19 protein-coding genes and 1 pseudogene are annotated in these 13594 nt (G+C 61.0%); 7 read left to right on the top strand and 13 right to left on the bottom strand.

The window, feature by feature from the left end:
* Position 1: 1 nt before the first annotated feature.
* Positions 2-1348, top strand: a complete 1347-nt coding sequence (locus CKO42_RS28300) for a trypsin-like peptidase domain-containing protein (RefSeq protein ID WP_200247129.1) — start codon at positions 2-4, stop codon at positions 1346-1348.
* A 226-nt stretch (positions 1349-1574) separates the two neighbouring features.
* Here CKO42_RS28300 and CKO42_RS28590 read toward each other — a convergent pair.
* The 8 genes and pseudogenes from CKO42_RS28590 to CKO42_RS18140 all read right to left on the bottom strand — a co-directional run.
* Positions 1575-1682: pseudogene (locus CKO42_RS28590) on the bottom strand (HNH endonuclease); the annotation flags it as partial.
* A gap of 416 nt (positions 1683-2098) precedes the next feature.
* Positions 2099-2293 carry a hypothetical protein gene (locus tag CKO42_RS18170; protein WP_200247127.1) on the bottom strand — a complete coding sequence of 65 codons (195 nt, stop codon included), beginning with the start codon at positions 2291-2293 and terminating at the stop codon, positions 2099-2101.
* On the bottom strand, positions 2286-3092 hold the full coding sequence (locus CKO42_RS18165; RefSeq protein WP_200247124.1) for a restriction endonuclease: 807 nt from the start codon (positions 3090-3092) through the stop codon (positions 2286-2288). Before CKO42_RS18165 ends, CKO42_RS18170 begins: the two co-directional genes overlap by 8 nt.
* Before the next feature lie 225 nt (positions 3093-3317).
* Entirely contained in the window at positions 3318-3680 is a 363-nt protein-coding gene (locus tag CKO42_RS18160) for a hypothetical protein (RefSeq protein WP_200247122.1), read from the bottom strand.
* An 894-nt stretch (positions 3681-4574) separates the two neighbouring features.
* Positions 4575-4850: a hypothetical protein gene (locus CKO42_RS18155; protein WP_200247120.1), complete on the bottom strand. Its 276-nt coding sequence runs from the start codon at positions 4848-4850 to the stop codon at positions 4575-4577.
* A complete protein-coding gene (locus CKO42_RS18150) occupies positions 4847-5686 on the bottom strand; it encodes an endonuclease (protein WP_200247117.1) in 840 nt (279 codons plus the stop codon). The genes CKO42_RS18155 and CKO42_RS18150 overlap by 4 nt, the downstream gene beginning before the upstream one ends.
* 19 nt (positions 5687-5705) lie before the next feature.
* Positions 5706-5972 carry a hypothetical protein gene (locus CKO42_RS18145; protein WP_200247115.1) on the bottom strand — a complete coding sequence of 89 codons (267 nt, stop codon included), beginning with the start codon at positions 5970-5972 and terminating at the stop codon, positions 5706-5708.
* Complete coding sequence (locus CKO42_RS18140) at positions 5954-6694, bottom strand: metal-dependent hydrolase (RefSeq protein ID WP_242479509.1); 741 nt, start codon at positions 6692-6694, stop codon at positions 5954-5956. Before CKO42_RS18140 ends, CKO42_RS18145 begins: the two co-directional genes overlap by 19 nt.
* On the opposite strand from CKO42_RS18140, the gene CKO42_RS18135 reads away from it, so the two are divergent.
* From CKO42_RS18135 to CKO42_RS28745, 3 genes are all read left to right on the top strand, one after another.
* Positions 6596-6988, top strand: coding sequence for a hypothetical protein (locus tag CKO42_RS18135; RefSeq protein ID WP_200247113.1), 393 nt, complete (start codon positions 6596-6598; stop codon positions 6986-6988). The two genes, CKO42_RS18140 and CKO42_RS18135, sit on opposite strands and share 99 nt — an antisense overlap.
* A 103-nt stretch (positions 6989-7091) precedes the next feature.
* Entirely contained in the window at positions 7092-8516 is a 1425-nt protein-coding gene (locus CKO42_RS18130) for a helix-hairpin-helix domain-containing protein (protein WP_476737477.1), read from the top strand.
* A complete protein-coding gene (locus CKO42_RS28745) occupies positions 8432-9283 on the top strand; it encodes an ATP-dependent DNA helicase (protein WP_476737476.1) in 852 nt (283 codons plus the stop codon). Before CKO42_RS18130 ends, CKO42_RS28745 begins: the two co-directional genes overlap by 85 nt.
* 81 nt (positions 9284-9364) lie before the next feature.
* On the opposite strand, the gene CKO42_RS18125 is transcribed toward CKO42_RS28745, so the two are convergent.
* Positions 9365-10015: a peroxiredoxin gene (locus tag CKO42_RS18125; RefSeq protein ID WP_200247111.1), complete on the bottom strand. Its 651-nt coding sequence runs from the start codon at positions 10013-10015 to the stop codon at positions 9365-9367.
* 137 nt (positions 10016-10152) lie between these two features.
* Between CKO42_RS18125 and CKO42_RS18120 the strand changes: the two genes are divergently transcribed.
* Both CKO42_RS18120 and CKO42_RS18115 read left to right on the top strand, forming a co-directional pair.
* Positions 10153-10509 carry an SOS response-associated peptidase family protein gene (locus CKO42_RS18120; protein WP_338034945.1) on the top strand — a complete coding sequence of 119 codons (357 nt, stop codon included), beginning with the start codon at positions 10153-10155 and terminating at the stop codon, positions 10507-10509.
* Positions 10506-10742 (top strand): hypothetical protein, encoded by a 237-nt coding sequence (locus tag CKO42_RS18115; protein WP_200247107.1) that lies wholly within the window; start codon positions 10506-10508, stop codon positions 10740-10742. The genes CKO42_RS18120 and CKO42_RS18115 overlap by 4 nt, the downstream gene beginning before the upstream one ends.
* Here the strand turns inward: CKO42_RS18115 and CKO42_RS18110 are convergent.
* From CKO42_RS18110 to CKO42_RS18095, 4 genes are all read right to left on the bottom strand, one after another.
* Entirely contained in the window at positions 10723-11412 is a 690-nt protein-coding gene (locus tag CKO42_RS18110; protein ID WP_200247105.1) for a hypothetical protein, read from the bottom strand. The genes CKO42_RS18115 and CKO42_RS18110 overlap by 20 nt on opposite strands.
* Before the next feature lie 8 nt (positions 11413-11420).
* Positions 11421-11888, bottom strand: a complete 468-nt coding sequence (gene tsaA, locus CKO42_RS18105) for a tRNA (N6-threonylcarbamoyladenosine(37)-N6)-methyltransferase TrmO (RefSeq protein WP_200247103.1) — start codon at positions 11886-11888, stop codon at positions 11421-11423.
* Positions 11885-12355: a hemerythrin domain-containing protein gene (locus CKO42_RS18100; protein ID WP_242479505.1), complete on the bottom strand. Its 471-nt coding sequence runs from the start codon at positions 12353-12355 to the stop codon at positions 11885-11887. Before CKO42_RS18100 ends, tsaA begins: the two co-directional genes overlap by 4 nt.
* A 107-nt stretch (positions 12356-12462) precedes the next feature.
* Positions 12463-12942: an aminoacyl-tRNA deacylase gene (locus CKO42_RS18095; RefSeq protein WP_200247101.1), complete on the bottom strand. Its 480-nt coding sequence runs from the start codon at positions 12940-12942 to the stop codon at positions 12463-12465.
* A 108-nt stretch (positions 12943-13050) separates the two neighbouring features.
* Between CKO42_RS18095 and CKO42_RS18090 the strand changes: the two genes are divergently transcribed.
* On the top strand, positions 13051-13594 hold a 544-nt coding region (locus tag CKO42_RS18090), incomplete at its 3' end, for an SDR family NAD(P)-dependent oxidoreductase (protein ID WP_200247099.1).

Genomic DNA, 13594 nt, shown 5'->3' with positions numbered 1-13594 from the left:
GGTGAGCACTGCCCTCGTTGCGATGCTTGACAGCGCGCGGGGTGAGTCCACAGCGAGCGACGACCCGCTCGCGCCCACCGAGGCGATCAGCATCACGTTGCCCCCGCTTGATGCGACCGAGCGCGGTTGGGTGGCTGATCCTGGCAGCATTCCAATTCCCGCTCGGCTTGGCTTCGGACGTGTGATCCCCGAGGACGGCTTGGCTGCGGCTCTCGGTGATCCCCAGCATTGGCAGGCGACGGCGGATGGTGGACAGCACCTCGTGCTGCAGGTGCGCTCGCCGGAAGCGCGGGCGTTGCGGCTTGGGCTTGCGGTGCGGGCCTTGCCGGAACGGGCTTCGCTGCGGCTGTTCACGGCCGGTAGTGATGACTTGGCGCCGATCAGCGGGGCTGAGATCAAGGCCAGCCTGGAGCGCGACCGAGCGGCGTTGCCGATGGCTAGCGCGGATGCTGCGGACGCTGAGTCGCTGTACTGGAGCCCACTCCTGCTGGGCGACAGCCTGATGCTGGAACTGACCCTGCCCTCGGGGTTGGAGCCGCAAGCGCTCGATCTGGACCTCGTGCGCGTGTCGCATCTGTTCCGGCTGCCGTTCACCTTGCCGGGTGAGCGCTACCAGGGGCCGGATGACTGCCATGTCGATCTCGCCTGTGTCGATGATCCGCTGCTCGAGCGATTGGCTCGGGCAACGGCTGCCGTGCTCTTCACGCGCTCGGATGGCGGTAGCAACGCTTGCACCGGAACCCTGCTGGCCGATGCGGACCCGGAGACGCGCATTCCCTACCTCATCACGGCCCATCATTGCATCCCCGATCAAGCGCGGGCCTCGAGCGTCGAGACATTCTGGGGGCATCGGGCTGAGGCTTGCGGTGCGGTCCCGGCGCGGCAGCCTGAACGGATCACTGGCGGCGCTGATCTGCTGTCTGCTCACGAGAGCATCGATACGGTGTTGCTGCGGTTGCGCGGAGAGCCGCCACAGACGGCGGTGTTCGCGCACTGGTCAGCGCGCTTGCCAGAGACCGATACGCCCTTGATCAGCGTGCACCATCCGCATGGGCAGACGGCGAAGATTGCCCGCGGGCGGGTGAGTCATTACTGGAACTGCGCGGATGTCGTCTACTGCGGCGCCAATGCCGACAGCGATGCGATCCACTACTTTGGTGTCAGTTGTTTGGACGGCCTGACCAGTGGCGGCAGCAGTGGTGCCGGGGCCTTCCGCGCCGATACAGGCGAGCTTGTCGGTGTGCTGACCGGCGGACTGAGCCGGTGTGGGTCGCCAGAAGGTCCGAACGACTTTGGGCGCTTTGACTGCGCGTACCGGGCTGGTCTGCGCAGATGGCTAGGGCGGTGATAGGCGCGTGGATGGAAGCCGATAGCTGCGCCCGAGGTCGCCCAGCGGACAATGGGGATCACCAGTGGCGGGAGCAGTGGTGCGGGGGCGTTTCGGGTGGAAAGCGGGGTGTTGGTGGGTGTGCTGACGGGTGGTTTGAATAGCTGTTCGGCGCCGACTAAGAGTGGCGACTTTAGGTGGTTTGGTTGGGGGTTTTGAGATGGCGTAGGCTGGAGCACAGCGCTAGCTAGCTATGATGTGCCTTATGATGGCAGTTCGGACATGCAGCGACCGCATTCGCTACAGTATTGTCTCCTCCTTTCGCTAATGGTTTCTTGTGATGAACATCAAGATGGGGGCAACCGTCCGATCGACAAAAAAAAGACGCTTTTTATCCACAAAGCTCACTGACGCCGCTCGCGCGAGACAGAATTTCGGCCGCCACATCTGGATTGCGTTCATAGGTAACCACTTCGACTAGACGAATTGGTGGATTTGCAGGCGCGGAATTCAATCTTGCAGCTCGACCTTTTGAGTCACACAGTGCCTCTTTCCCCTTTTGAATTGAACTCTGCGTCTTCGTCCGTTGGTTGACGAATGAGAGTGAATTCAAAAAGTTCTAAATCCCGGATAGGGTCTGAGGTGTTGAACGAGGATGGAATCTAGTCGGTGGCCAAAGCGTAAATGTATTTCAGAGGATATAACCGCTCTTGAAGTCCTCGGACATACCACGCTCGCGCCCCAGTAAACCGGAACCGCCTCTCGCCTCGATCATACTTTTGCATGGCCTTTCGAACGGCTGATTTTGTCAGTGTATTCGCGGATAATACTATAGGCTCCGACGCAATAACCACACTCAACATCGGACGACCACAACGTATCGCAGCGTTTGCGCAATAATGGCGCAGCCATGCGCAAAAGCAGCGCGAAGTAGTTGCGGGTCGGCTGGATGTTTTGTTTAGACATCTGATTTTCTTATATTACCATCTGGAGAAATCACAAACCTCCCTTCTCCTAGAGTTGACATTAATAGCAATGTGACATGATCTTCGCCTTTGATAAGTGTTTCATGACCATCTGTCTCATACCGTAGGCTAAAGTATAACTCTTTTGGCTTCGTTGAAGTTTGAGTAACTCTGCTATGTATCTCCGTGTCATCTTTAAACTCTTTTCTTAGAATTACTGGATCGCGACCACTATGATCGGACGAAGAAATCATGTATTGCATTAGATTGCTCAGCGTAATTTCTTCTGCATTGGGTTCTTGTATAATTGTTTCCTCAGCATCTATAAGGCCAACACCGCTCTCACCCTCTAGCAACAACAAGTTGACATTTTCAACTATTGGCATGTGGATGCGACCTCTTATTTGTATATCTTTTATTCTTCCTTCCCAATCTTTTTGGGTTGGCGCGCGTAATTCCATGAGATCGATGTTTTTGTATTGAGCAAAAGCTATCGCGTCTTCCGTAAACCCGTTTTTCGAGACGATCACACCTTTGTGGATTCTTGCGTCCTCAATTATTTCAGCCAATTTTGTAACATCGTCTTTAGAGCGTTTTCTTTCTCTAAACTTGCATTCAATAGCTGTTTTATATACATGAACCCCAACCGAATGATCAGTTAAGACATCAACTTGATGACACACTCCTGACTTGCCAAGTACTTTACAATTTCTACCGCTGCAGATGATATTTACTCCAGATTCCTTACCGAGAGCTTTATATATCCCTGCAACAGTTTTTTCATAAGAAGACCAATCCACTTTCTATCTCCTGATGAATGCCTAACAAAAAACCTCACCTTACTCTCTCCATCAATCACGGCACAGACTGGAAAGAGAGCTATCGCGAATACATTGCTATGATTTAATAACCTTGCTCGCTCGCGCTCATTGGTTCCCGCTGTAACAGAGCGCTTGAATATATTTAACGACCAAATGGTGCTTTGCGCCAACTTCTTGCCCTCCCCGCTCTCATCAATCGGAGTTTCAGCTACGGTTGACGGTCGGGCTGGCGCATTTTTTGCTAACTTTGCTATTCAATTCACGCATTTTTTCCGAAAAACCTATGAGTTCTTCAGCCTTCATGTGCCTCTTTAGCTTATAGATTTCAGATGCTTGGCGACGACACTCATTGACGACGGATATCAAAGCCACCATCACTAGCGATATCGCGGTTATTAAAACAAAAAGTAACCGAGCCTGAATAAGAGTTAGGGTATTGCCTCCCCACCAGGCTTCTGGGAGATGGTCAGGAATATGGAAAGCCACCGGCGAGACGACAAAAATACTAGCCAGCGCAACTAGAGCTATCTTGGTCGGTAACAGGTCTTCAAAATGCTTAAATATCACTGAAAACTCCGGAAAGACATATCAAACATGCGCAAAATGTTGGCATGCTATTTTTTAATTGGACGATATATTGATAAATGTTCCCAGTCTTGGCGACTAATTTGTTCCGTAAGAAACGCGTCAATTTGCTTTCTTAGTTTTACGTATTGTGGGCAATCACGGCCTGTAGCGAAAAGAATAGAGCGTTTTATAGTGAGTTTACTTTCACCGTGCCATTCGGGTTTAGAAAAGCACACTGCGATGCTCGACTTCGGAGCCACAAGTTCATAGGTGTAGAAATTTTTTAGGTCGTTCTTGAGCGTGACGAAGTGAATTTCTGTGAAGTCGACCAAGTCTAGATACAGCGTTTTTTCGAGAGGCGCATGGCGCTCACCAACAAGTTTGGAGTCTGGCCTTGTGTATCCGCGTAAAACAACGATGCCAGCCGATGGTTGAAGCGTTAAGTGTGGGTCCGCTGTCATTACGATGACGTCTCGCCGAGGTTTTGGTCCGCTAACCTGTTGATTGGACAGAATTCAGCTCTGGTCTGGCGCATAAATTCTCCTTAAAGGAGACAGGAAGAATCGCTACTAGCAGCTCGTCTTGATCGCCTGCCAGCACAAAATAGACACGGTCATGCACAACCCGATTACATACTGCGGACACAAAACAGATCCGGTTGTTGGTGTAACACGTAAAAATGATAAGTCCTCACCGATCAGCGACATCCATACGTCCACGGTTGTTGGCGCTCCCCTACCATTATCCAGATCCCCTGACCCTGAGCGCGTGTAGCGCCTCGCTTGAGTTTAGCGATTATGACTAGCAGGAATAGTCTTCACCGGGCGATTTGTCCTGCTTGAACAACAGAAAAATGACCTCGATCACATTTTGTTGAGCGAACCGTGTGTGGTTTTAGATAGCAAAGCGTGTTCGTTGGCCAGTGCTTTGGTGGTGATCAAGATAGATCCGAGCGAGGCCGCCGAAGATCGGCCCGAACTCCGGGAACAATCGCCACTGCGGCTGCAAGCGCTGGGCGTCGTGCAGGGCTTCGCGGAGATAGCGCAGATCGGCGGCATCGAGCCGCGACCCCTGGCTGACTCGCTCGTGCAGGGCCAGCAGGCGCGGGATACGGGAGAGGCGCAGGCGCTCCAGCAAGGCTAGGGCGATACCCATTTCATGCTGGTTCATAGCGGCCTGTAATCCTCCACATAAGGATTCGCTCGCCGCTGCAGCCGTGCAATTCGCGCCTGGCGTGTGCGTTCCCAGGCGTCGACCGGGTCGAGGTTGTTCCAAGCGGAGAACAACTGTTCATCCTGCTTTGAGAGCCGGAACCCATAGGTATCGCGCATGTAGAGCATGATTCGCGCGATGTCGCCTCTGAGCGCATCGGGTGGCTGGACGCGGCGGTAGCTGGCGTCGATGCGGATGTCACAGGCGCCGTAGCGGTCGCCATTGGTCGCCATCCCCCAGCGATAGTCCCGCCGATCACCATTGATCATCCCGACCGCTGGGATCAGGTTCTGCAGATCGTTGTGCGCCGCAACAAAGGTCTCGTCGACTCTGAGGCAGCACTCACGCCCCGACACCAGATCCCCGTCCTTCTGGCGACAAGCCCGGTAGGCTTCAGGCTCACGCCAACAGCGCCTGAAGTTGCCGAACTGGGCCGCTGGAAACACATGCTCGGCCTCGACCCGCCGCGCCCTGGCGTTGCCGGCATAGCGCTCGAGCCCGCAGCTTCGGAGATCCACTTGACGCCGGCCGTTGTAGGTGCAGCCGCAGTAGGCCGTGACCGGCTGCCCGCGCTGAACGCGGGTGTAGAGCAACTGCTTGGCTTCGGAGAAGGTTTCAGCCACGCGCGGGAGATCGCCACGCGCGATGAGTTGACCAATACCGCCGGTCTGTTCGCGATTGCTGCCGTCGAGGAGCCAAGGCAAGGCGATGCCAGCGCCGGCCAAGATCCACCAGACGAGCAGGCGTTGATGGCGCGGCAGGAGGCGATGCCAAGGGATTGTGCGGCGTGTCATGCGGTGGCCTTTGCGGTGGTCATGGTGCGGTCAGCCAGCGTTGCAGTCGGGGTGGGATGGCGGCGGATGAGGCCGCGAGCGGGGTGATGGCGGGGATCTCGGCGCCGGGCACGTGGCGCACTTGGGCGGTCAGGTCGACCTCGCGCAGGGTCTTGCCGGCCCACGGCTCTAAGCGCTCGGGTAGGGCGTAGATGAGCCGTACCGTGTCGCTAGCCACCTCCAGCGTTGGCGGGTCGGCCTTGAGGCCCTGCAGCAGGACCGAGCCGATCAGGTAGACCTCGCCCACGGACTCCAGCGGGCGCAGCAGCGCGCGGACCTCGGTGGCTGAGAGGTGTCGCCCTGGATGGGAATGCTCGTGGTCTCCATCGGCTCGCCGCGCTCGAGCTTGGCGTGGCTGGCGTGCCAGTCGCAGTTAGAGCTCGCACACAGTGAGCGCGGACCGTCGCCGGCATCAACGATGAATCCCTCGGTGGACCACGGGCCGATGATCGGATAGGTGCCGCTGACGTCCTCGTAGGTGCGGTTATCGCGCCCGGAGAGCTTGACGCTAAACGCGGCGGTACCCTTGTTGCGGTCGTAGTCGCCGCGGGCCATCTCCAGATCCCCGAGCGCGCCTCGGATCAGGCCAGCGGTTCCGGTCCCGGTGACGGCTAACGGCATCATCAATAGGCCGATGCCGATCACGATCAGCAGGAACGCCAATTCGCCCCCGCCCATGACCTCCATGCGATAGGCCGGATTGCCCGGCAGCACACAGCGGATGCGTGCGGGCCAGAACCACGCGACACCGCCCTTGGTCATCATGTCGCACCAACTGTGGCTGACCCAGCCAGCGATCAGGGCCAGCACATAGCCACCCGGCAGTAGCCACCACGCGAGCAGTCCCGCGATGCACTGCAGCAGCAGGGAATGGGTAAAGGTGCGGTGGCCGAAATAGCGCTCGAGCGTGCCCGAGGTCAGGCGCAGCAGGCGGCCGATGTAGCTGGCTTTACTGTCGAGATCGGGCAGCAGACCGCCGAGAAGCGCGACCGCAGCCTCGGCTGGGGCTGGAGCTGGCGGATAGGCGACTCTGGAGTATTCGTCTCAGTGCGGGCCTTCGGAAATCAGGCCGCGTGTTGCCCGCACTGGCTAGACAACACTCGACGGATCAGGACAGGTGCGGCGTGCCTCGCCAGTGCCGAGCGCATCGATGGCCTGCATGTCTTCGGCGCTGAGCGCGAAGTCGAAGCGGTCGCGTTGATCAGTGTCCACCGCCTCATAGCCCCTACCCCGTTCGCCTGCGGATCGTCCAAACGCGAGTGACCCACCCAGCAGGCAATCAGGGTTCAATCGCCAAAGACATCGGCAACAAGCCGCAGGCTCTCATCGTCGATCCCGCCCCTGGCCGATTCGCTACACTGCCCCGATGTCACATCCCTCCCCCAGCCATGCCACCGACACCCCCTGCGAGCGTCTCTCCGGCAGCATCGAGCGGCTGACCTTCCACAGTGAGTCCTCCGGCTTCTGCGTGCTGCGGGTCAAGGTCCGTGGCCAGCGAGACCTGGTCACCGTGCTAGGCAGCGCCGCCGCCGTCAGCCCCGGCGAGTCCATCGAAGCCCTGGCCCAGTGGGTGCAGGATGCCAAGCATGGGCTGCAGTTTCGCGCCGAGCGCCTGCAGGTGATCCTGCCCGGCACCCGCGAGGGGATCGAGAAGTATCTCGGCTCCGGGCTGGTCCGCGGTATCGGCCCGCACTTCGCGCGCACCCTGGTCAACGCCTTCGGCGAGGCGGTGTTCGAGGTCATCGAACAGAATCCGGAGCGCTTGGAGCAACTGCCCGGCATCGGCCGCAAGCGCCGCGAGCAGCTCAGCGCCGCCTGGGCCGAGCAGCAGGTGGTGCGCGAGATCATGGTCTTTCTGCAATCGCACGGCGTCGGCACCGCGCGGGCGGTGCGCATCTACAAGACCTATGGCGAAGCGGCGATCCTCACCGTCAGCGAGAATCCCTACCGCTTGGCGCTCGACATCTGGGGCATCGGTTTCAAGACCGCCGATACCCTGGCGCAGAGCCTCGGCATTCCCCGCGACTCGCCGCTGCGTGCCCGCGCCGGGGTCCGCCATGCGCTGCAGGTCTGGTCCGAGCAGGGACACTGTGCCTCGGAACCCGAGGCCTTGCTCACACAGGCCAGTCAGCTGCTGGAGATTCCGGCACCGATCATCGAACAGGCGATCGAGGATGAGGTGCAGGCCAAGCATCTGATCCGCGATCAGGGCCTTCTTTATCTGACGCCGCTCTATCGCGCCGAGCAGGGCTGCGCGGTGCAGCTGCAGCGCCTGTTGCAGGGCACTCCACCCTGGGGCCAGATCGACGTCAGCCGCGCCCTGCCCTGGGTCGAGATCCAGACCGGACTGACGCTCGCGCCCTCGCAGCGTGCGGCGCTCACCACCCTGCTCTCAAGCAAGGTCGCGGTGCTGACCGGTGGCCCCGGGGTCGGCAAGACGACCTTGGTCAACAGCCTGCTGCGTATCCTCCAAGCCAAGCAGGTCGAGGTGCAGCTTGCCGCCCCGACCGGGCGTGCAGCCAAGCGCCTGCAGGAGACCACCGGCTGTGAGGCAAAAACGGTTCATCGGCTGTTGGAGTTCGACCCCAGTGCCTATCGCTTCAAGCGCGATGCCGAGTATCCGCTGGAGGCGGAGCTGTTGGTGCTGGATGAGGCCTCGATGCTGGATACGGTGCTGATGAACCAGCTAACCAGCTGCTGCGGGCGTTGCCGGATGCGGCCGCGCTGCTCTTGGTCGGCGATGTCGATCAGCTGCCCTCAGTCGGACCCGGTCGGGTGCTGGCGGATCTGATCGCCTCGGGGGCGATCCCGACGGTGCGCCTGACCGAGGTATTCCGTCAGGCGCTGTCCTCGCGGATCATCGTCAATGCCCATCGCATCCACAGCGGTGAGCGGCCGATCGCCCCGGCCAAGGGGGAGACCAGCGACTTCTATCTGATCGAGGCCGCTGATGCGGAAGACCTTGCCGAGAAGCTTGTGACCAGTGTCACGCAGCGCATCCCAAATCGCTTTGGGTTCGATCCGCTTGCGGAGATTCAGGTGCTGACGCCGATGAATCGGGGTGCGCTCGGCACGCAGGCGCTGAATCTGGCCTTGCAGCAGCGACTCAATCCCGATGCGCAGCCGCGGCTGCAGCGCTTCGGCACCACCTATGCCCCGGGCGATAAGGTGATCCAGCGCGTGAACAACTACGACAAGGAGGTGTTCAACGGCGATATCGGACAGATCACCTGCATCGATGCCGAAACGGGCCTGGTGGTGGCGGCGATCGATGGCCGGGCGGTGGAGTATGAGGCCAGCGCGCTCGATGAGCTGGGCCTGGCCTATGCGATCAGCATCCACAAGGCGCAGGGCTCGGAGTATCCGGTGGTGGTGATCCCGTTGGCGATGCAGCACTATGCGCTGCTCGAGCGCAACCTGCTCTATACCGGAGTTACCCGTGGACGTCAGTTGGTGGTGCTGATTGTGGAGGCGAAGGCGTTGCGCATCGCGGTCGGACGGCAACAGGCGACGCGGCGGATCACGCGCTTGGCGGAGCGCTTGGGTGGGCTTGGATGAGTGGCTGGACAGCGGCGGTGCGGGCTGTGGTGGTCGCTGGTCAGGGCGGCGTTTGAACGCCGCCCGTCTTCGCTCCCTGGATCAGAGCGCTTTCTTGCAGAAGTACCAATCGCTGCACTCATAGCCCTCAGCCATGCGCGCCTCGGCCTGCTCGGCAGTGGCCGGCGGCGGCACAATGACCTTGTCGCCCGGCTGCCAGGCTTCTGGGGTCGCCACGCCGTGCTCATCGGAGGTCTGCAGGGCCTTGACCAGGCGCACGAACTCGTCGATCGAGCGGCCGTTGCTCATCGGGTAGTACACCATCGCACGCAGCACGCCATTGGGATCGATGATGAAGGTGGCGCGCACCGCTGAGGTGTCGCTGGCACCGGGCTGGATCATGCCGTAGGCCTTGGCCACCTGCATCGAGAGGTCGGCGATGATCGGAAAGCCGATCTCGACACCGAACTTCTCCTTGATGTTGCGCTCCCAGGCGATGTGCGAGAAGTTGCTGTCGATCGACAGGCCGAGCAGTTCGCAGCCGAGTGCCTGGAAGTCGGCATGGCGCTTGGCGAAGGCGATAAACTCCGTGGTGCAAACCGGGGTGAAGTCGGCCGGATGCGAGAACAGCACCAGCCATTGGCCGCGATAATCTTCGATGGTCTTGCGCCCGTGGGTGGTCGGGGCATCGAAGGCCGGGGCCGGCTCGTTCAGGCGTGGCATGGCGGGGGTGGTCTGGACGTCGGTGGTCATGGGTACAGCTCCTAGTCGGTGGGTGTGGATGCCTCGTTTGAGGTTGACACCAGGTTAGGCGCCGCGCCGCTCGGGGTGAAATCGTTTGATCGGATGGATGCTATGGGCCAGACCTATTGTGTTTTGTCAATCGATAGATCGAGCCTTTCATTGATCCGATCAACAGCCCACCTCAGCGGTCGATTGGCCGGCTGCTGAGTGTCCTGGCCTGCGCCGCACCGGGGGCCGTCATCGACTCTTGCACGATGATCGTGACTGAGGCCAACGCGTTGTTGGCGCCGATCCATGATCGGATGCCGGTGATCCTGGCGCCTGAGGACTATGGGAACTGGCTTGCGAGCGGTGACGGAAGCGCGAGCAAGGCGGCGCTGCTGGCGCTGCTCAAGCCGGCTGATACAAGATGCTGGGAGGCCTATCCGATCTCGCGGGCGCTAAACTCGTCGGCCAACGACAGCCCGGAACTGCTCGAGCCAATCGCCACTGGAGCGCCATGAACGCATCCCCGCCCGCTGAGACTCTAACGCTTGAGATCGATCCGTCCTTGCTCGAGCATGTGCGCGAGCGCCTGGCACAGCGGCATCGCGATACCCCGCCTGAGGAGCTGGTCGCGGCGCTGGTGACCAGCATCCTCGACAACTCCGGCTACCCGATCAGCGCGACGCGCACGGACGCTGGCCAGATCCGCATCCGCTACCGGCTGCGCTCGTTCAGCGAGCCGATCCTGTAGCACCGTCTGGACTCACCCCGAGGTCGTCCTGCGATGCCGGCTGGCGCAGCGCAAGATAGAGCAGCGGACCCAGTAGCGGCATGTGCACAGCCAGCGCGGACCAGCCGCTCAGGCGCAGCCCGCGCCGCTGTCGATCCATCACCGCACAGCGATGCAGCGCAATGGTCAAGACCAGCAGGTCGGCACTCATCACAGCGATGAAGGCCGAGTCCTGAAGCTGGGCGGCGAAGACGCTCAGATCTCCAGCCAAGACCGCAAAGCCAATCAGCCCCAGAGCCGTCAGCAGCAACACCACGCCGGTGATCGGAGAGCCGAGCGCGCGCACAAAGGCACCGGGTGCCCGCTGCAAGGGCGCGCGCAGATCCCGTATCACCAGATAGGGCAGCAAGACGAAACCACCGAGGACGAAGCTGCCCAGCGCAAAGGGCCAGGGGCTAGGCTTGCCGGTGTCGAACAGCAGGATGGCGAGGAAGGCGACCGGCAAGACCCCGAGCAGGTTGAACACCGCGATCGCGATCGGATCGACGGCTTGCACGCGCGCCAAGGCGAGATCGCGGAGTTGGCCGAGCAGGTCCGCTGGAACCGGAGGTGCGAACAACAGCGCGTAGGTCAGCAGCAGGAGCCAGAGTACGGCGAACAGCCAGCGGTCGAAACGGCGATCAGTGAGCACGATGTCAATCAGGTTCCTGGGTTGGTCATGAATGCCGAGCGCGCTGGCTTCAGATCCAGCAAGGGTGTGCCATCCAGGCAATCCAAACCGCGCACCCGTAGCAGCTGGCCTTCGATGCCGATCAGTTCGACAACGCTGCTGCCAATCGGATTCGGCCGCACCGGCGAGCGCAATGCAAAGGTGCCGAGGGGCTGCTCACGCCCTTTCGGGCATTGCAGGACCAGGTCGCGCCGGGACTGATCGAGCCAATAGAGCACCTCGAGCGGAGTCGTCGTCTGAAGACCGACCAGCGCATGATCCCAGGGCTGGAACACCTCGATCTGACACTCGGGGCCGTCCAGTTCACCTTGGCGCGGACAGTCTTCGCGCCGCTGCCAAGGGGTGTGGATGCGCCCGATGTACTGCAGCCAGGCATCCGACGCTTGGGAGTGCTCCACAGCAACCTCGCCGGGGCGTTTGGCTTGCTGTTGACTCATTGCGGCGCTCCGCGCGCGCCGCCCTTGCGCGCTGTCGTCGAACACGCTGGGCGCGCAGCCGCTTCATGCAGCACGCCCAGCTCGGCGAGCACTGCCGGCTCGAGCACCTGCTGCGCGGTCTCGAACAGGGTCCGCTCTTCAAAGCGGATATGCGCCTGCAAGGCGTCGCCGAAGCGCGCCGGGGCATCAGGGGCGTCGCTCACAATCAATCCCCGCAGCTCGGTATGCTCGGCAAGGGTTTGCTCAACCAAGGCCTGCTGGCCGGCGACCCGCAAGGCAGGAAGCAGCCCCCGCTCCTCAAGCTGGAAGTGCGCTTCAAGCTCATCGGCAAAGCGGGCCTGGATCTCGGCCCAGAGGGCACGACGCTCGGGGTCTTCAGCCGTCGCCAGTTCACGCGCCCGCTTGGCCAGGACCAGTGCTGATTGATGGTCATGCGACAGGCGCACCAGGTTGGGATCGCGTTGCATCGGCAGGGTCCGAATCGAGGGCTGAGGATTGAGGTTCCCACTGCCGGGGCTGGGCGGTCAATGCCTCACCGCGACCGGCGGCCAGACATCGGGCTTCCAACGCCGGCTTAGACCGCGACCTCAACCCACTTTGGCGACAGCAGACGTTGCAGATCCGCTCTGCGCAGCCGGAGGATGTAGCCGCGCTTGCCGCCGTTGATGTAGAGCTGCTCGAGCTGCAGGATGCTGCGCTCGCAGTAGACCGGCATCGTCCGACGGGTCGCAAAGGGTGAGGTGCCGCCGACCTGGTAGCCGGAGTGCTTGTCCGCGATCTGAGGTGCGCAGGGCTGAATCCGCTTCGCGCCGATCTGGCGCGCCAGGGCACCGGTCGCGACCTCGCGATCCCCGTGCATCAGCATGATCAAGGGCTGCTGCTGTTCATTCTCCATGATCAGGGTCTTGACCACTTGGTGCTCATCGACGCCCAATGCCTGAGCCACCTCGGCGGTCCCGCCACCGCTGTAGGGATAGCAGTGGCCGCTGAAGGGGACGTCAGCCTGGCGTAGAAGCCGCACGGCGGCGGTCACAGGTTCTTTGGTTTTTGCCATCTCAATCGCCATCGATCAGTCGTCTTGCCCTTTTGAGGCAAGGGTCACACGAGCGCTCAGCACAACGGGTCCTATGATCGGACGTTCATCGTCCAGGAGACACAAGGTATGAAAACAGGTTACGCGATGATCGTCGGCGCTGGCTCCGGCACCGGCGCCGCCGTTGCCAAACGGTTGGCCGCTGAAGGCTGGCCGGTGGTGCTGACCCGGCGCAACGCGGAGGCGCTCGATGCGCTCGCCGCGGAGATCGAGGCGGCGGGAGGTCGGGCGCTGGCCGTCGCGGCCGATGCCGGCGATGAGGCTGAGGTCAGCGCCCTGTTCGAGACCGCGGCAGAGCACTTCGGCACACCGGAGCTGGTCGTGTTCGCGACGGCCGGGTTCGCGATGGGACATCTGGTCGAGACCGAGCCCAGCCGGCTCTATGAGCTGTGGCAGGGCAGCACGCTGGCAGGCTTCCTGATTGCGCGTGAGGCGGCCAAGCGCATGCTGCCGGCCGGCTCTGGATCATTGCTCTTCATCGGCGCCACCGCCTCGGTCAAACAGAGCGCTGGCTTTTCCGCCTTTGCTGCGGCCAAGCATGGCCTGAGAGCACTGGCAGGCAGTCTGGCACGCGAGGTTGGCCCGCAAGGGATTCATGTCGCACACCTGATCA

It is taken from the genome of Lamprobacter modestohalophilus (assembly GCF_016583905.1).
GTDB lineage: Bacteria > Pseudomonadota > Gammaproteobacteria > Chromatiales > Chromatiaceae > Lamprobacter > Lamprobacter modestohalophilus.
Note: the sequence above shows the minus strand (reverse complement) of the source record. Positions and strands in the feature narration are given on the sequence as shown.